Below are 17,993 nucleotides of genomic sequence, written 5' to 3' on the forward strand. Positions count from 1 at the left end.
ATTCAAAACTTAATTTACTTCCCAACAATTAGGTATATAAATTTTACCATGAACAGGTTTCATTGGAAATTTATATCCCGTAAATTCACTATTTATTAAATCAAAAATAAATACATCAGAAAAATCTGTCATTTTATCTGTAAAAATTCTAACATTAACTGTATAAGTTCCTGCTTTAAACGAAAACCCATTTGGTAATTTAATTTTTAGATTTAGATTTTTCTGTGTAGGTGTAATAGTAACAGAATTTAGCCAAGATGAAATTGTTGATAATGTTTGGCCAAATAGCATATCATTTATAAATAATTCTATTTTAACGTCACTTGGTAAAGCTCCTATAAAATCTATTGATAATTCAATTATTACGGGTTTAAAAACTTCAATAGTGTTTAGGTTTTTATTATCTGAAATAATAGTTAATGAATTAATTAGAATATTATTTTTAGCTTTAGCCAAACTTGTTTTTGAGTCTTTCCTTTTCATATAACTATCTATACCTTCTTCTACATTTCCAACAAAACTTATTTGTCCGTCTTTTAAAACAATTAATCTAGAACATAAATTTTTTATAGCACCCATATCATGACTCACAAACAATACCGTTCGTCCATCGGTATTCGAAATGTCTTGCATTTTACCAATGGCTTTTTTTTGAAATTCTGCATCACCAACAGCTAATACTTCATCAACCACTAAAATGTCTGGTTCTAAAAAAGCTGCAACTGCAAAAGCTAATCTGACTTTCATTCCGCTTGAATACCGTTTTACAGGCGTATCAATATATCTTTCACATCCAGAAAAAGCAACAATTTCATCAAGTTTTAATTCAATTTCTTTTTTGGTCATTCCCAAAATAGCACCATTTAAAAAGATGTTTTCTTTTCCTGTCATTTCTGGATGAAAACCTGTTCCAACTTCCAACAAAGAAGCAATTCTTCCTTTTGATTTAATTGAGCCTGTAGTTGGACTGGTAACTTTTGATAAAATTTTTAATAAAGTAGATTTCCCTGCTCCATTTTTACCAATAATCCCTAAAACTTCTCCTCGTTTTAATTCAAAATTAACATCCTTTATAGCCCAAACATATTCTGTTTTTCCTTTTTTAGAACGGTCATTTGTTTCACCAATTTTTAAATACGGGTCTTCTTTTCCCCTAATTCTGGCAAAAAATCGATTTAAATCGTGACTTATGGTTCCAGTACCAATGGTGCCCAATCGATACTGTTTCGATATGTTTTCTACCTTTAAAATCACTTCGTCTTTCATTCTAAATTGTATCAATAAAACTTTTTTCTGTTTTGTTAAAAATAAGTAAACCTAAAGTAAAGACCACAAACGAAATCAATAACATATAAAAAATATCTAATGGTAAAACCCTTGTTTCTATAGTAGGAAAAACAATTTTTCTAAAATTCTCGATAACAATTGTCATAGGATTGTATTCTACCAACCAAGAATATTTTGGCACTTTAGCTTTAATCAATTCCACAGGATAAACTACTGCAGACAAATACATTAACAACTGTACTCCAAATGAAACCAAAAAAGTTAAATCTCTATATTTTGTCACCATTGAAGAGATTATCATCCCCAAACCTAAACCTAAAACTCCCATTGAAACAAACAAGAAAGGTAAATACAATAAATCTAGCGAAAAGCTAAAGTCTATTGCATTGATAGCTATAAAGTAAAAATAAAAAACAATGAAAATAAATAATTGAATTGCAAATTTTAATAAATTTGAAACAATAATAGACATAGGCATAATTACTCTCGGAAAGTATACTTTTCCGAAAATTTGTTCATTCTTTTTAAAAGTGTCTGAGGTGTCTATCAAACAATCTTTAAAATAATTCCACGCAGTAATTCCTCCTAAATTGAATAAAAAAGCCGGAATACCATTAGTAGAAATATTACCAATATTATTAAAAACCAACGTAAAGATAACCGAAGTAAACAAAGGCTGAATGATATACCACAAAGGCCCTAAAACAGTTTGTTTATATAAGGTAATAATATCTCTTTTTACAAAGAGCATTAATAAATCTCTATATCTCCAAAGTTCTTTTAGGTTTAAATCAAACAAACTTTGTTTTGGGGAAATTTCAAAAAGCCACTTTTCATTCTTCATTCTTAAAATATAGGGATCAAACAAATATAATTAATTCTTGCGAAGTTTTATCAATTCTTAACTAATATAAATTGATATATCTTTACTTTTGAAATGAACAAACAAATCTAAAAAATGAACAAACAACTTATAGAATGTGTTCCTAATATTAGTGAAGGACGTGATTTAAACAAAATACACACCATTGCAAACGTTGTCAAAGAAGTTGAAGGAGTTAAATTGCTTGATATTGATCCAGGAAAAGCAACAAACAGAACGGTTATTACTTTTGTTGGAGAGCCTAAAAATGTAATTGAAGCTGCTTTTAGATTGATTAAAAAAGCGTCAGAATTAATCGATATGAGCAACCATTCTGGCGAACATCCAAGATTTGGAGCAACAGATGTTTGTCCGTTAGTTCCGATTGCAAATATTTCTATGGAAGAAACTGCTGAGTTTGCACATCAATTGGGAAAACGTATTGGAGATGAATTAGGGATTTCTGGATATTTCTATGAAAATGCTGCAACTTCAGATGAGAGAAAAAATTTAGCAACAATTCGTTCTGGAGAATACGAAGGATTAAAAGAAAAATTAAATACTACAAAATGGAAACCAGATTTTGGCCCATCAACATACAATCAACAAGTTATTACTTCTGGAGTTACAGCAATTTCTGCACGTGATTTTTTAATCGCTTATAACATAAATTTAAACTCTACTTCTACGCGACGTGCAAATGCAATTGCTTTTGATGTGAGAGAAGCCGGAAGAGTTTTGCGTGAAGGAAATCCTATTACAGGAAAAAAAGTTTTGGATAAAAATGGCGAACCAACACGAGTTCCTGGAAAATTAAAAGCGGTAAAAGGAATCGGTTGGTTTATTGATGAATACGGAATTGCGCAAATATCTTACAACTTAACAAACATCAGCATTACATCGATGCACGAAGCTTTTGAAGAAACTGTTTTATCGGCAACAAAACGTGGATTAAGAGTTACCGGATCAGAATTGGTTGGTTTGGTTCCGTTACAAGCAATGCTCGATGCCGCGGATTATTTCTTAAAAAAACAAGAACGCTCTTTGGGAATTAGCGAAAGTGAAAAGATAAAAATTGCTATAAAATCCCTTGGATTAGACGATTTAAAACCTTTCAATCCGCAAGAAAGAATTATAGAATATGTAATGAATACCGGTGCTGATAAAAAACTAATCGACTTTACGGTGAAAGATTTTGCTGAAGAAACAGCTTCAGAATCTATGGCGCCAGGCGGCGGAAGTATTGCCGCTTATGTTGGAACTTTAGGCGTTTCTCTCGGAACCATGGTTGCAAATTTATCTGCTCACAAACCTGGCTGGGACGATCAATGGGAATACTTTTCTAATTGGGCAGAAAAAGGTCAGAAATATAAAAATGACTTGTTGTTCTTAGTAGATGAAGACACCAATGCTTTTAATAAAATTATCGACGGATTTAGATTGCCAAAATCAACAGAAGAAGAAATAACCATTAGAAAAAAAGCAGTGGAAAATGCTACAAAATATGCTACTGAAATTCCGTTTAAAGTAATGAAAACCGCATACAATTCTATGGAAGTAATGTTAGAAATGGCAAAAAAAGGATTGCAAAATTCGCTTTCTGACGCTGGCGTTGGCGCATTGTGTGCAAGAACCGCTGTAATTGGCGCATATTTTAATGTTCGTATCAATGCAAAAGATATTAAAGACAGAGTATTTGCTGATAAAATTCTTTCTGACGCAAAAGATATTTATAAAAAAACGATTGCTTTAGAGCAAGAGATGATGGCACTTATAGATGCAAAAATTTAATACATGATAAAAATTTCAATCATTCCTTTTGAAGAAAAATTTGCAAAGAATTTTTATGATTTAAATGTAGAATGGCTGCAAAAATACTTTTATGTAGAACCTTATGATGAAAAGGTTTTAAGCAACCCAAAAACGCATATCATTGATAAAGGTGGTTTTGTTTTTTTTGCAACTTACAAAAATGAAATTGTGGGCACCGTAGCTTTGATCAACGAAAAAGAGTGCTTTGAATTAAGTAAAATGGCGGTTCTACCAAAATATCACGGACAAAAAATTGGGCAACAACTCATTGATTATTGTATCCATTTTTCTAAACAACAAGGTTGGAGAAATTTGATGTTGTATTCTAATAGAATTCTTGAACCAGCAATTACTTTATATAAAAAAGTCGGATTTAAAGAAATAGCGTTAGAAAAAGACGTGTATTACGAAAGAGCAAATATTAAAATGAAATTAGAATTATAAAAAACTCTGAATTGCCAATTCGTAACTTTTAATTCCAAATCCAGAAATTACCCCTTTTGCATTTGCAGCTATATAACTAACATGTCTAAACTCTTCTCTTGCGTGTACGTTAGAAATATGCACTTCTACAACTGGAGTTTCAATGCCTTTTACTGCGTCTCCAATTCCGACAGAAGTATGCGTATAAGCAGCAGCATTTAAGATAATTCCATCATAATCAAAACCAACTTCGTGTAATTTATCAATCAATTCGCCTTCAATATTTGATTGAAAATAAGACATTTCTACTTCCGGGAATTCACTTTGTAGCTTTTTAAAAATAGCATCAAAGGTTTCTGAACCATAAATTTCTGGCTCTCTTTTTCCTAATAAATTTAAGTTTGGTCCGTTTATAATGATTAGTTTCATAAATTGTTTTAAAGTTGTAAATATAAACTTTATTTTTAGCTAATGAAATGGCAAAACGCACTTAAAGATTACCAATTGTTTTTAAAGATAGAAAGAGGACTTTCTAAAAACACGATTGATAGTTATACGCGTGATATTCAAAAATTAATGTATTTCTTAGAAGAAAACGAAATTATAGTTTCTCCAATTAAAATTGATATCGTTTTTATTCAGCGTTTTATTTATGAAATTGCTAAAAAAGTAAAACCCACAACACAATCTAGAGTGATTTCTGGACTTCGAAACTTTTTTGATTATTTAATTTTTGAAGATTATCGTTCAGACAATCCTACTGATTTGATTGAAACTCCAAAAATCGGAAGAAAATTACCAGATACTTTATCTGTAAGTGAAATAAATGAGTTGATCAATGCCATTGATTTAAGTCATCCGCAAGGAGAGCGCAACAGAACTATTTTAGAAACCATTTATAGCTGCGGACTAAGAGTAAGCGAAGTAATTTCTCTAAAAATTTCTGATTTATTTTTTGAAGAAGGTTTTGTAAAAATACTCGGAAAAGGAAATAAAGAGCGTTATACGCCCATAAACTACAACACTCAGAAATATATTCTTTTTTACATAAAAGACATTAGAAGTCATATTTCTCCTCAAAAAGGATTTGAAGATACACTCTTTTTAAACCGAAGAGGAAAAGGGTTAACACGTCAAATGATTTTTATGATTATTAAAAATTTGGCAATAGAAATCAATTTGAATAAAAAAATTGGTCCACACACCTTACGTCATTCTTTTGCTACGCATTTATTAGAAGGCGGAGCAGATTTAAGAGCGATACAACAAATGCTGGGACACGAAAGTATCACTACTACAGAAATTTATGTGCATTTGGATAAATCCTATTTGAAAAATGTGGTAGAAAAGTTTCATCCAAGAAATTAGAATTGCTTTAAAAAAAGATTCCTGCTTTCGCAGGAATCATAATAATATACTTTATTTAATATTCTTTACTTCGCTACATTTACAGCTCTCGTTTCTCTAATTACGGTAACTTTAACTTGACCAGGATAGGTCATGTCATTTTGAATCTTTTGCGAAATTCCGAATGATAATTCAGATGCTTTTTCATCACTCACCTTCGCACTTTCTACCATAACACGTAATTCTCTTCCAGCCTGAATTGCATATGCTTTTTGTACGCCGTTAAATCCGAAAGCAATTTCTTCTAAATCTTTTAAACGTTGAATGTAAGAATCCAATACCTGTCTTCTTGCTCCAGGTCTTGCACCAGAAATTGCATCACAAACCTGAACAATTGGTGATAACAAACTCTTCATTTCAATTTCATCGTGGTGCGCACCAATAGCATTACAAACTTCTGGTTTTTCGCCATATTTTTCTGCCCATTGCATTCCTAATAAAGCATGTGGTAATTCACTTTCTGCATCTGGCACTTTTCCAATATCATGTAACAAACCAGCGCGTTTTGCCATTTTAGCATTTAAGCCCATTTCTGAAGCCATAATTCCACATAAATTAGCAACTTCTCTTGAGTGTTGTAATAAATTTTGTCCATAAGAAGAACGATATTTCATTCGCCCAACCGTTTTAATCAACTCCGGATGCAATCCGTTGATACCTAAATCGATAACGGTACGTTTACCAACTTCTATAATTTCTTGTGTAATTTGATTTTCTGTTTTCTTTACAACTTCTTCAATTCTCGCAGGATGTATTCTTCCGTCGGTCACTAATTTGTGTAAAGACAAACGTGCAATTTCTCTTCTTACTGGATCAAAACATGATAAAATAATAGCTTCTGGCGTGTCATCTACAATAATTTCTACACCCGTTGCTGCTTCAATAGCTCTAATGTTTCTTCCTTCTCTACCAATAATTCTTCCTTTTACATCGTCAGATTCTAAGTTAAAAACAGAAACACAGTTTTCTACTGCTTGTTCAACTCCAACACGTTGAATCGTACTTAGAACAACTTTTCTTGCATCTTGTTCTGCAGTCAACTTTGCTTCTTCAATTGAGTTTTGAATAAAAGCCATTGCATCTGATTTCGCTTCTTCTTTTAAAGTACTTACTAATTCTTTTTTAGCTTCTTCTGCAGATAACCCTGAAATTTGCTCAAGCATATCAACTTGCCTATGATGCATCTTGTTTAAATCGCTTTCTTTCTTTTCTAAAAAATCTAATTTATAGGTAAAATCTGCTTCTTTTTGCTCTAAAGATTTGTTTAATCTTTTTGTTTTATCTACTTCTGATGCTATTTGAGATTCTCTATCACGAATTCTCTTTTCTACTTCAGAGATTTTCTTTTCTCTTGTTAATATTACTTTTTCGTGCTCAGATTTTAGTTCGATAAACTTCTCTTTGGCTTGTAATATTTTATCTTTCTTTAAAGATTCTGCATCTATCTTGGCTTGCTTAAGCATTGCCGATGCTTCTTTTCGCGTATTGTTTAAAAGTTTTTTCCCTTTTGATTTTTCAAGTGCTTTCGCAATTATAAACCCTATCGCAACTCCTATAAAAATTCCCAACAAAGCAGGAAGTATCATTCCATCCATAATTTTCTATTTATATATAAAAAAAGCCTACATCAGTGGTTTTTTTAAACTCCATTATGGCATTTATAGGATTAACTAATTGATCAAGGATCCATCTAAATACTAAATAAATTCAGTAATAATGGCTTGCTTTTACAATTAAGACTCATCCTTCATAATTGAATAGTGTTGAGTTTAATAAACTTATACTAACGTAGGCAGTGTATTGTAATTCTATTTTAATGAACTTAATCTAAATGAGATTGCAACATCTCATTTAGTTTATTTATTTTTTCTAAAGCTTTGTCTGTATTATCATTTTTATCAATAGACGAAATTTCTAATTGTGATGCAAAACGCAAGGCACACATTGCCAAGACATCTTGTTTGTCATTCACAGCATAATTTTGTTCGTACAAAGAAATTAAGTGATTGATATTGGCTGCAGCTTTTCTCATCCCTTCTTCTTCTTGTGTATTTTTAACACTTAAAGGGTAGGTTCTACCTGCAATTACAACATTAATTTTTAATTTTCCTGACACTGTTAATGAACTTTTTTTATTCGCTTAATTGAACAATACATTTATCGATTTCTCGAATTAAAGCATTTATTTTGAGTTTTGTTTCTCTTGTACTATCGTTACTGCCATCAATAGTTTTTGCAATTTTTAAAAGTTCAAATTTTTGTTTTTGATCTTCTATTGTTTGCTGATTCCTATTTATTTGAATTTGTAATTTACCAACATTTTGAAGAAGAATTTCGTTTTCTTCTTTTAAAAATTCATAATTAGCTAAAAGGGTTTTTAACCTATCTTCTAGTAAATGAATTGCTTCTAGTGTTTTACTCATCAATTTTCTGAATCAAAACTATTACAACAAAGTTAACATTCTGAATCCTAAAACACAAAAAAATAGACTCTTTTTAACTATTAATTTCTAAACAACTGTTTATTAGCGTTCTAAAATTTTGGCTTTTGTCTGCTTTAAATTTTTACTATTTTAGCTAAAAATAGAGATTTGAGACTAGTATTCGCATTCGTATTCCTCTTTGCAACTTCATTATTTTTTGGGCAAAAAAAGTATCCTACTAAAGATTTTAGAAATCCTTTAGATATCAAAACTATTTTGGCCGGAACATTTGGTGAACTTAGAACCAACCACTTTCATGCCGGTTTAGATATTAAAACGCAACGAAAAGAAGGTTTAAAAGTGTATGCAGTTGCTGATGGTTATGTTTCAAGAATTAAAGTGGCACTTTGGGGTTATGGTAAAGTAATTTATATAACGCATCCAAACGGTTACACTTCTGTGTATGCGCATTTAAGCAAATTTGGTGACGGAATTGAAGAATACGTAAAGTCAATTCAATATAAAAAGAAGAGTTACGAAACGGGTAATATTTTTCCTAAAAAAGGTGAAATTCCGATTAAAAAAGGGCAAGTAATTGCGTATACTGGAAGTACTGGCGGATTTGTCTCTCCGCATTTGCATTACGAAATTAGAGATACAAAAACAGAAAAAATTATCAATCCGTTATTGTTTGGGGTAAAGGTTAAAGACACTATTGCTCCGAAACTAAAAGGATTGTTCGTGTATCCGTTGTCCGATTCTACTCGAATTAATAAATCGGTAAAAAAATCACTATTGTCGTTTAAATCCATTGGAAATAATACATACACAACAAACAGAATAAACGCTAAAGGCCCAATCGGATTTGGTGTTCAAGTGTACGATCAATTAAACGGCGCTTATAATAAAAACGGAATTTACAGTTTGGAAATGAAGGTAAATGGACATCAAGTATATCATCATGTTCTAGAAACTTTTTCATTTGCAGAAAGCAAATACATTAATTTGCTAATTGATTATGATAATTACGCTCGTTTTAAAAACAAGTTTCAGAAAACGTTTAAAGAGAAATCAAATAAATTAAAAATTTATAAATCGTTGCTAAATAACGGTATCGTAAACATAAAAAAAGGCTTTAATTATAAGGTAGAAATTATTGCATCAGATTTTGCTGGCAATAAAACTACAGTTAAAATTCCGGTAAAAGGTGTAGAAAGCAATGCTGTTTTTAGACAAAAAAAAGACACAACTGCTTATAAAATTATAGCTGACAAATTCCATAAGTTTGAACAAAATGGTGTTAGCATTGCGTTTCCAAAAAACACTTTTTATACTGATGTGTATTTAGATTTTAACGTTGAAAATAACATTGCAGAAATTCACAATCCAAGAATTCCGTTAGATAAAAGTTACACCTTAACTTTTGATGTTTCTAAATACACAGAAGATGAAAAAAGTCAACTGTATATTGCTAATATCAATAACAAAAAATATCCTTCTTATCAAAATACCAGAAAGAAAGGTGACAAATTCTTTACCACAACTAAAACTTTAGGTAATTACACGTTACTAGCTGACAAACAAAAACCTACCATAAAATTAATCAATTTTAGAAGTGGTCAATGGATCACCAATCAGAATAAAATCATTGTAAAAATTGAAGATAAAATATCTGGAATTAAATCCTATACTGCTACTTTAGATGGCGAATGGATTTTGATGGAATACAATTTAAAAAAGAAGCAAATTGTATATCATTTTAAAGATAAAAAATTAGTTGGCGCCAAACATCAATTAGAAATAGTTGTAGAAGATAATGTTGGAAATACGAATACACTTAATACTACGTTCTATAAAAAAGAATAAATTAGCGTTTTAAACAAAACATCTTAGTGAAAAAACTTTTCCTTCTTATTTTAATGTTACCATTTTCGCTTCTTGGGCAAAATACCACAACTCTAAAAGGTGTTGTTACCAACAAACAAAATTCGCCAATTAAAGATGTTGCAGTTTCGTATTTAAATTCCGGAACCACAACCGACGCAAAAGGATATTACGAAATTACAATTCCGATTCGAAAAACCATAGAAGTTGTTTTTAGTCATGTTTCGTATTTAAAACATGCCAAAAAAATTACTTTACGAAGTAAAAGAATCCTTACCTACTCACCTATTCTAACTTCTTTAAATAACGAGTTGAACGAAGTTATTGTAAAAAACAATAAAAACTCAGCAAAAGGAATCAAAACAATTGATGTTGCTAAAGTAAAACGATTGCCTGGCGTAAATGCTGGTGTAGAAAATTTATTAATGACGCTTCCTGGCGTAAATAACAACAACGAACTCAGTACACAATACAATGTAAGAGGTGGAAACTTCGATGAAAACCTTGTTTATGTAAACGGAATTGAAGTGTATCGACCGTTTTTAGTGCGTTCTGGACAACAAGAAGGATTGAGCTTTATCAATTCTAATATGGTGCAGAATATTCATTTTTCTGCTGGTGGATTTCAAGCAAAATATGGCGATAAATTGTCATCAGTTTTAGATATAACGTACAGAAAACCAACAGAATTTAAAACGCAAGTAGAAGTGAGTTTGGTTGGAGCAAGCGCAACGATAGAAGGACAAACCAACAATAAAAAAGGAAGCGCACTTATTGGTTGGCGTCATAGAAACAACAGCTTATTTGTAAATAGCAAACAAATAGAAACCAATTACAAACCAAATTTCACAGACATTCAAGCATTTGCTCGTTATCAGGTAAATGATAAATTAAATGTCGATTTTTTAGGAAATTTCTCGCTCAACAATTACAACTATACGCCTATTTCTCGTAGAACACGTTTCGGAACGTTATTAGATCCAATTGAATTGATTGTTTTTTATAGCGGACAAGAAAAAGACAAATACATTACTAGTTTTGGCGCATTTAAAGCGGATTACAAACTCAATGAAGAAATTACGCTAAATGCAACCACATCGATGTATAATACGCAAGAAGAAGAATATTTTGATATTTTAGCTTCGTATAATTTAGGTGAAGTTGATGGCAATTTAGGTTCAGAGAATTTTGGAGAAGTAGCATTTTCTACCGGAATTGGCTCACAATTAAATCACGCAAGAAACGATTTAGACGCTTTAATTACCAATTTGCAATTGAAAGGAATTTACAAAAAAGACAACAATCAATTGGAAGTGGGAATTAAATATCAAGTAGAAGATATTAAAGACCGAATTATAGAATGGGAAGTGATTGATTCTGTAGGATTTGCCATTCGTCCGCCACATCATTCTATAAACGATCAACCGTACGATCCATATCAAGGCGCATTACAACCGTATCAAAGTATTAGAGCAACCAATAATGTAACAATCAATCGTGTTTCTGGTTTTGCTCAATTCAGTAGAAAAGATTTCTGGAACGAGCATCAAATTTGGTATAATGTCGGAATGCGTTTTCAGAATTGGACTGTAAAAGCAAACGGAATCGCATCAGAAAGCCATGCTATATTTAGTCCGAGAGCACAATTTGCCATCAAACCAGATTGGGATAAAGACATGTTGTTCAGAATTTCTGGCGGATTGTATTACCAGCCGCCATTTTACAAAGAATTAAAAGACAATTTAGGCGGAATTCATCCAGAAGTAGAAGCGCAAAAATCGATGCATGCTGTTGTTGGAAACGACTATAGTTTTACGCTTTGGGAACGTCCTTTTAAATTGACCACAGAAATTTATTACAAACATTTAAGCAATGTAAATCCGTACACGGTAGACAATGTTCGGATTCGCTATCAAGCAAAAAATAACGCAACTGCGTACGCAACAGGAATCGATATCAGATTAAACGGAGAATTTGTTCCGGGTAATGAAAGTTGGATTAGTTTAGGATTGCTAAAAACACAAGAAAATATTGATGGCAACGGTTTTATTGACAGACCAACAGACCAACGTTTTAAACTGGGAATTTTGTTTCAAGATTATGTACCCAACTTACCAGATTTAAAAGCGTATTTAAACTTGGTGTACAATTCTGGCGTTCCTGGAGGCTCACCAAGTTATGCGGATGTCTACAAATTTCAAAGTAGATTAGGCGCTTACAAACGTGCAGATTTAGGCGTTTCTTACATTTTTGTGGATAAAAATAAAAAAGCAACTTCTAGTTGGTTGCGTAATTTTAAAGAATTAACTGCCGGATTGGAATTGTTTAACTTGTTTGATATTAACAATTCGATTACCAATACTTGGGTGCGCGATGTGTATTCTAAAACCATGTACGGAATTCCGAATTATATGACCGGTAGAGTGTTGAATTTTAAAATTGGAATGCAGTTCTAAAATAATTTGGTTTGTTTCTAAACTTTAAAAAATATAACTTCGCTAACTGCTGATATAAATCATTAAAACAGATTCATATCAAAATGCATTAGCGAAACTTTAAAAATCTTAGAAAATCTGCGCAGCATGCGCTTTCGTTTTTACTTTGGTAATCACATCTTCAATAATTCCATTTTCGTCAATGACAAAAGTAGTTCTGTGAATTCCATCATATTCACGTCCCATAAATTTCTTTGGTCCCCAAACGCCAAATGCATTGATAACCGTTTTGTCTTCATCAGCCAATAACGGAAAAGGCAATTCGTGTTTGTCAATCCAATTTTGCTGTCTTTTAGCAGAGTCTGCACTTGCTCCTAACACATCATATCCTTTCGCTAAAAACGTTTGGTAATTGTCTCTTAAATCGCACGCTTCGGCTGTACAACCTGGTGTACTTGCTTTTGGATAAAAGAACAAAACTAATTTTTTTCCTTTATAATCAGTAAGCTGAATCGTATTTCCTTTATGGTCTTTTGCTGTAAAGTTTGGAGCCTTATCTCCTATTTTTAGTGTGGTCATTATTTTATTGAGTTTCAAAGTTACAAAGTAGGCAAGTTACAAAGTCTTAAAATAAAAGCCTAAAACTTAACGAACAAAATACTTTGCAACTTTGTACCTTTGTTACTTTCAAAAGCGAGAAATGACCAAACAAGAAAAAGTGCAATTTGTAATTGACACACTTCAAGAAACCTACCCAGAAATTCCGATTCCGTTAGATCATAAAGATCCGTATACATTGTTAATTGCTGTGTTATTGTCTGCACAATGTACAGATGTTCGCGTTAATAAAATCACACCAATTTTGTTTGCCAAAGCGGATAATCCGTTTGATATGATTAAAATGTCTGTAGAAGAAATTAAAGATATTATTCGTCCGTGTGGTTTATCACCAATGAAAAGCAAAGGAATTTACGGCTTGTCAAAAATATTGATTGAAAAATACAACGGAGAAGTTCCGCAAAGTTTTGAAGGATTGGAAGAATTGCCAGCAGTTGGTCACAAAACAGCAAGTGTTGTAATGAGTCAAGCTTTTGGAGTTCCTGCTTTTCCTGTGGATACACATATTCATCGTTTGATGTATCGTTGGAATTTAACCAACGGAAAAAATGTAGTTCAAACAGAAAAAGATGCAAAACGATTGTTTCCAAAAGAATTGTGGAACGACTTGCATTTACAAATTATTTGGTATGGACGCGAATATTCTCCAGCTCGTGGTTGGGATTTAGAAAAAGACATCATCACAAAAACTATTGGACGACAAGCTGTTTTAGATGAATATTACAAAAACAGACACAAGAAATAAGATAAATAGAAAGAAGATCTCTCCACTTTGGTCGAGATGACAATCACTCTTCAATTGTAAAAAGTAAAAATATAGTTGAAGTAACGCTCAAATATATGATTTCATTCAGACTAAAAATACCCATGTCATTCCGACTGAAATGGAGGAATCTCACACATAGTTTTTTCGCCTTCATTTCATTTTTCCTGTCTGCCGAACAAGCAGGCTCAAAATGACATTAAAAAGCATCAAAAAAGCCTCAACTCCGTTAGTTAAGGCTTTTCCCTCTTAATTCAAATTCAACTCAATAACTTGGTCTGGTCCCGTTTTAATTACTTTTAATGATTTAGAAAAATTAATTAAAAATTGAATTGTTTCTTGTTTTGGTTGCTCCCTAAATTCGGGAGACTTTTTAGAGTAAAGTTGCATCATATAGTGTCTTTTAGTACTTGATTGTTAATCACATAACGATGCTTTTTTACTTTTAGTATTTAGTTTACCAAAATTATTTTATTTTTTTCTATGAGTTTTCTTAAATTAATTAATGCATACCGCATTCTACCTAACGCAGTATTAATACTAACACCTGTATTTTCTGATATTTCATTAAAACTCATATCATTGTACATGCGCATTACCAACACTTGTTTTTGTTCTTCTGGCAATTCATTTATCAGCTCTCTCACATCTGCATGAATTTGCTCTTTGATGATTTTTTTCTCAGCATTTAGTACATCATCGCCTAGAACAGAAAAAATATCAAACTCGTCTGTATTTCTGAATTTTGGCATTCGATTCGATTTTCTAAAATGATCGATTACTAAATTATGAGAAATACGAACTACCCAAGGTAAAAACTTACCTTCTTCGTTGTAGTTTCCTTTCTTTAAAGTTCTAATAACTTTAATAAATGTGTCTTGAAAAATATCTTCTGTAATATCTCTATCTTTAACTTTACTATAAATAAAGCTAAACAAACGCTGCTGATGTCTCTTAATTAAAATTTCAAGAGCATACTCATTACCATGAATGTAATCGCTAACTAATTTGCCGTCTGGGGTTAAATTTTCACGCATCATAAATTACTTTTAGAAAGCAAGTTTGCCTTCTGGTTTCTATTGTTTATAAACAGTTAAAGTAATTTTAAACTATACGCACGTGATTTTAAGTGAATTAATGATTCAAATATGATGATAATAATTGATAAAAACAAATAAGTTGTTATTTATTAAATGAAATTTATCTTTTTCTTCTCTTAAAAAATGGTATTTTTAACGCTTACTTTTTTCACAAATGAAGTTAGATTTAAACAGCGTAAATCCGAAAGAAAATATCATTATAAAAGGTGCAAGTTTGCACAATTTAAAAAATATAGATGTTGTTATTCCGCGTAATAAATTAGTTGTAATTACTGGCTTATCTGGCTCAGGAAAATCATCTTTAGCTTTTGACACGTTGTATGCCGAAGGGCAACGACGTTATGTAGAAAGTTTATCTTCTTATGCGCGTCAGTTTTTAGGAAAATTGCACAAACCAAAAGTAGATTATATCAAAGGAATTGCGCCTGCAATTGCCATTGAACAAAAAGTAAATTCTACAAATCCGAGATCTACAGTTGGCACATCAACAGAGATTTACGATTATATGAAGTTGTTGTTTGCCAGAATTGGTAACACCTACTCGCCTATTTCTAACAACCAAGTAAAAAAAGATACGGTTGCTGACGTTATCAAACATGTAAAAACCTATAAAACAGGTTCAAAATTATTATTGTTAGCGCCCGTTTTTTTAGACAAAACAAGAGATTTAAAAACACTCTTAAACATTTTTTCTCAACAAGGTTATGCAAGAATTAAAATGGGCAATTCAATTTTAAGGATTGAAGATTTTCCTTTTGATGCTTATAAAGAAGAAACCCTGCAATTGGTGGTAGATCGAATTATTTTAAAGGATGATGAAGACTTTTACAACCGATTGGCAGATGCTATTCAGACTGCTTTTTTTGAAGGAAAAGGAACCTGTTTTTTAGAAAATTTAAACACCAACAAAATAGTTGAGTTTAGCAATAAGTTTGAGTTAGACGGAATTACATTTTTAGAGCCAAACACACATTTGTTCAGTTTTAACAACCCGTACGGCGCTTGTCCGACTTGCGAAGGTTATGGAAATGTCATCGGAATTGACGAAGATTTGGTGATTCAAAATACAGGACTGTCTATTTATGAAGATGCTATTGTTCCTTTTAAATCTGAATCCTTTAGAAAATACAAAGACGATTTAGTGCATAACGCTGTCGATTTTGACATTCCGATTCACAAACCTTGGTTTGAGTTGACCGAAAAACAGAAAGAATTGGTTTGGACTGGAAATAAAAAGTTTGACGGAATCAATCATTTCTTTAAAAAATTAGAAGAAAAAAGTTATAAAATTCAGAATAGAGTCATGCTTTCTCGGTATCGAGGAAAAACAACATGTACAGATTGTCACGGAAAACGTTTGCGAAAAGAAACCAATTATGTAAAAATTGATCACAAAACAATTTCTGATTTAGTCACGTTACCAATCGATGAATTAGCAGATTTTTTTAAGAGCATCAACCTAAATGAACAAGAATTAAAAATTGGAAAGCGTTTGTTGACAGAAATCAATAACAGATTGCAGTTTTTATTAAATGTTGGTTTGAGTTATTTAACTTTAAATAGGACTTCGAACTCACTTTCTGGCGGAGAAAGTCAGCGTATCAATTTAGCAACTTCTTTAGGAAGTTCTTTAGTCGGCTCAATGTATATTTTAGATGAACCAAGTATTGGATTGCATCCAAAAGATACCGAACGTTTGATTGGCGTTTTGCAAGATTTACGCGATTTAGGGAATACTGTAATTGTGGTTGAGCATGATGAAGACATCATGAAAATTGCAGATTATATTATTGATATTGGCCCAGAAGCAGGAACGTTTGGTGGACATGTTGTTGCCGAAGGAAACTTTAAAGACATTTTAAAATCGGATTCTTTAACTGCGCAATATTTGAATGAAAAATTAAAAATTGAAGTTCCTAAAACTCGCAGGAAATCAACCAATTTTATTGAAATTGTCGGCGCAAGAGAACACAATTTAAAGAATATTGATGTTACTTTTCCGTTGAATAATTTAACCGTAATTACGGGAGTTTCAGGAAGCGGGAAAAGCACCTTAGTTAAAAAGATTTTATATCCAGCAATGCAAAAAAAACTGTTTGGCTACGGAGATAAACTAGGACAGTTTACAGAAATCAAAGGTTCGTTTAGCAATTTAAAACACATCGAGTTTATCGATCAAAATCCTATTGGGCGTTCGTCTCGTTCAAATCCTGTAACCTATATTAAAGCTTATGATGATATCAGAAATTTATTTTCGAATCAGAAATTAGCGAAAATTAGAAATTACAAACCCAAACATTTTTCTTTTAATGTTGAAGGTGGACGATGCGAAGTATGTAAAGGAGATGGAGAAGTTACTATTGAAATGCAATTTATGGCAGATGTGCATTTAGAATGCGATGCGTGTAACGGGAAACGCTTCAAAAAAGAAGTCTTAGAAATTACTTTTGACGGAAAATCAATTGATGATATTTTAACGTCAACAATTGATGATGCTGTTGCCTTTTTTATAGAAAACGAGCAAACAAAAATCGTTCAGAAATTAAAACCATTGCAAGATGTTGGTTTGGGGTATGTACAATTAGGACAATCTTCTTCTACGCTTTCTGGCGGAGAAGCGCAACGAATTAAATTGGCGTCGTTTTTAGTAAAAGGAAACACCAAAGACAAAGCCTTATTTATTTTTGATGAACCAACAACAGGTTTGCATTTTCATGATATTAAAAAATTATTGGCTTCGTTTAATGCGTTGATTGAAAAAGGACATTCAATCATTGTAATTGAACATAATATTGAGTTGATAAAATGTGCCGATTATATTATTGATTTAGGTTTAGAGGGCGGAAAAAATGGTGGAAATCTAATCTTTCAAGGAACGCCAGAAGAATTAATTCTAGATAAAAAATCCTACACCTCTAAATACTTAAAAGGGAAATTAGTATTTTAGATGTCTCCTCGAGCATTACTTTCAATGAAAAT

General features: G+C 31.8%; 15 protein-coding genes. 7 read left to right on the forward strand and 8 right to left on the reverse strand.

Annotated elements, in window-relative coordinates:
* Window positions 1-9: 9 nt before the first annotated feature.
* Both ACEWL1_RS08505 and ACEWL1_RS08510 read right to left on the reverse strand, forming a co-directional pair.
* Window positions 10-1,266, reverse strand: coding sequence for an ABC transporter ATP-binding protein (locus tag ACEWL1_RS08505; protein WP_409232873.1), 1,257 nt, complete (start codon window positions 1,264-1,266; stop codon window positions 10-12).
* Window position 1,267: 1 nt separating this feature from the next.
* On the reverse strand, window positions 1,268-2,131 hold the full coding sequence (locus ACEWL1_RS08510) for an ABC transporter permease (protein WP_409232874.1): 864 nt from the start codon (window positions 2,129-2,131) through the stop codon (window positions 1,268-1,270).
* Between the two features lie 114 nt (window positions 2,132-2,245).
* Between ACEWL1_RS08510 and ftcD the strand changes: the two genes are divergently transcribed.
* Both ftcD and ACEWL1_RS08520 read left to right on the forward strand, forming a co-directional pair.
* Window positions 2,246-3,940: a glutamate formimidoyltransferase gene (ftcD, locus tag ACEWL1_RS08515; protein ID WP_409232875.1), complete on the forward strand. Its 1,695-nt coding sequence runs from the start codon at window positions 2,246-2,248 to the stop codon at window positions 3,938-3,940.
* A 3-nt stretch (window positions 3,941-3,943) separates the two neighbouring features.
* Window positions 3,944-4,405, forward strand: a complete 462-nt coding sequence (locus ACEWL1_RS08520; protein WP_409232876.1) for a GNAT family N-acetyltransferase — start codon at window positions 3,944-3,946, stop codon at window positions 4,403-4,405.
* On the opposite strand, the gene aroQ is transcribed toward ACEWL1_RS08520, so the two are convergent.
* Complete coding sequence (gene aroQ / locus ACEWL1_RS08525) at window positions 4,400-4,813, reverse strand: type II 3-dehydroquinate dehydratase (RefSeq protein ID WP_409232877.1); 414 nt, start codon at window positions 4,811-4,813, stop codon at window positions 4,400-4,402. The two genes, ACEWL1_RS08520 and aroQ, sit on opposite strands and share 6 nt — an antisense overlap.
* Window positions 4,814-4,855: 42 nt before the next feature.
* Between aroQ and xerD the strand changes: the two genes are divergently transcribed.
* On the forward strand, window positions 4,856-5,752 hold the full coding sequence (gene xerD / locus ACEWL1_RS08530) for a site-specific tyrosine recombinase XerD (RefSeq protein WP_409232878.1): 897 nt from the start codon (window positions 4,856-4,858) through the stop codon (window positions 5,750-5,752).
* 65 nt (window positions 5,753-5,817) lie between these two features.
* Here the strand turns inward: xerD and rny are convergent, their stop codons facing one another.
* The 3 genes from rny to ACEWL1_RS08550 form a co-directional block, all read right to left on the reverse strand.
* On the reverse strand, window positions 5,818-7,386 hold the full coding sequence (gene rny, locus ACEWL1_RS08535) for a ribonuclease Y (RefSeq protein ID WP_409232879.1): 1,569 nt from the start codon (window positions 7,384-7,386) through the stop codon (window positions 5,818-5,820).
* A gap of 227 nt (window positions 7,387-7,613) precedes the next feature.
* Window positions 7,614-7,907 (reverse strand): cell division protein ZapA, encoded by a 294-nt coding sequence (locus ACEWL1_RS08545; protein ID WP_409232880.1) that lies wholly within the window; start codon window positions 7,905-7,907, stop codon window positions 7,614-7,616.
* Window positions 7,908-7,923: 16 nt separating this feature from the next.
* Complete coding sequence (locus ACEWL1_RS08550) at window positions 7,924-8,214, reverse strand: hypothetical protein (RefSeq protein ID WP_409233044.1); 291 nt, start codon at window positions 8,212-8,214, stop codon at window positions 7,924-7,926.
* Between the two features lie 168 nt (window positions 8,215-8,382).
* Between ACEWL1_RS08550 and ACEWL1_RS08555 the strand changes: the two genes are divergently transcribed.
* Window positions 8,383-10,080 carry a M23 family metallopeptidase gene (locus tag ACEWL1_RS08555; RefSeq protein WP_409232881.1) on the forward strand — a complete coding sequence of 566 codons (1,698 nt, stop codon included), beginning with the start codon at window positions 8,383-8,385 and terminating at the stop codon, window positions 10,078-10,080.
* Between the two features lie 26 nt (window positions 10,081-10,106).
* A complete protein-coding gene (locus ACEWL1_RS08560) occupies window positions 10,107-12,554 on the forward strand; it encodes a TonB-dependent receptor (protein WP_409232882.1) in 2,448 nt (815 codons plus the stop codon).
* Window positions 12,555-12,662: 108 nt separating this feature from the next.
* On the opposite strand, the gene bcp is transcribed toward ACEWL1_RS08560, so the two are convergent.
* Window positions 12,663-13,112 (reverse strand): thioredoxin-dependent thiol peroxidase, encoded by a 450-nt coding sequence (bcp, locus tag ACEWL1_RS08565; RefSeq protein ID WP_409232883.1) that lies wholly within the window; start codon window positions 13,110-13,112, stop codon window positions 12,663-12,665.
* Window positions 13,113-13,233: 121 nt separating this feature from the next.
* On the opposite strand from bcp, the gene ACEWL1_RS08570 reads away from it, so the two are divergent.
* Window positions 13,234-13,896, forward strand: a complete 663-nt coding sequence (locus tag ACEWL1_RS08570) for an endonuclease III domain-containing protein (protein WP_409232884.1) — start codon at window positions 13,234-13,236, stop codon at window positions 13,894-13,896.
* 470 nt (window positions 13,897-14,366) lie between these two features.
* Here the strand turns inward: ACEWL1_RS08570 and ACEWL1_RS08575 are convergent, their stop codons facing one another.
* The gene (locus tag ACEWL1_RS08575) at window positions 14,367-14,951 is read right to left on the reverse strand and encodes an RNA polymerase sigma factor (RefSeq protein WP_409233045.1); all 585 of its coding nucleotides are present in this window, start codon (window positions 14,949-14,951) and stop codon (window positions 14,367-14,369) included.
* Between the two features lie 217 nt (window positions 14,952-15,168).
* Between ACEWL1_RS08575 and uvrA the strand changes: the two genes are divergently transcribed.
* Window positions 15,169-17,961, forward strand: a complete 2,793-nt coding sequence (gene uvrA, locus ACEWL1_RS08580; RefSeq protein ID WP_409232885.1) for an excinuclease ABC subunit UvrA — start codon at window positions 15,169-15,171, stop codon at window positions 17,959-17,961.
* Window positions 17,962-17,993: the final 32 nt, after the last annotated feature.

The sequence above is a fragment of the Polaribacter gochangensis genome, assembly GCF_046224025.1.
In the GTDB taxonomy this organism is placed as follows: Bacteria; Bacteroidota; Bacteroidia; order Flavobacteriales; family Flavobacteriaceae; genus Polaribacter; species Polaribacter gochangensis.

What these genes read in the sequence shown, in the direction of transcription:
- ACEWL1_RS08505 (WP_409232873.1), bottom strand. Translation starts at nt 1,266, where the DNA reads ATGAAAGACGAAGTGATTTTAAAGGTAGAAAACATATCGAAACAGTAT.
- ACEWL1_RS08510 (WP_409232874.1), bottom strand. Translation starts at nt 2,131, where the DNA reads ATGAAGAATGAAAAGTGGCTTTTTGAAATTTCCCCAAAACAAAGTTTG.
- ftcD (WP_409232875.1), top strand. Translation starts at nt 2,246, where the DNA reads ATGAACAAACAACTTATAGAATGTGTTCCTAATATTAGTGAAGGACGT.
- ACEWL1_RS08520 (WP_409232876.1), top strand. Translation starts at nt 3,944, where the DNA reads ATGATAAAAATTTCAATCATTCCTTTTGAAGAAAAATTTGCAAAGAAT.
- aroQ (WP_409232877.1), bottom strand. Translation starts at nt 4,813, where the DNA reads ATGAAACTAATCATTATAAACGGACCAAACTTAAATTTATTAGGAAAA.
- xerD (WP_409232878.1), top strand. Translation starts at nt 4,856, where the DNA reads ATGAAATGGCAAAACGCACTTAAAGATTACCAATTGTTTTTAAAGATA.
- rny (WP_409232879.1), bottom strand. Translation starts at nt 7,386, where the DNA reads ATGGATGGAATGATACTTCCTGCTTTGTTGGGAATTTTTATAGGAGTT.
- ACEWL1_RS08550 (WP_409233044.1), bottom strand. Translation starts at nt 8,214, where the DNA reads ATGAGTAAAACACTAGAAGCAATTCATTTACTAGAAGATAGGTTAAAA.
- bcp (WP_409232883.1), bottom strand. Translation starts at nt 13,112, where the DNA reads ATGACCACACTAAAAATAGGAGATAAGGCTCCAAACTTTACAGCAAAA.
- ACEWL1_RS08570 (WP_409232884.1), top strand. Translation starts at nt 13,234, where the DNA reads ATGACCAAACAAGAAAAAGTGCAATTTGTAATTGACACACTTCAAGAA.
- ACEWL1_RS08575 (WP_409233045.1), bottom strand. Translation starts at nt 14,951, where the DNA reads ATGCGTGAAAATTTAACCCCAGACGGCAAATTAGTTAGCGATTACATT.
- uvrA (WP_409232885.1), top strand. Translation starts at nt 15,169, where the DNA reads ATGAAGTTAGATTTAAACAGCGTAAATCCGAAAGAAAATATCATTATA.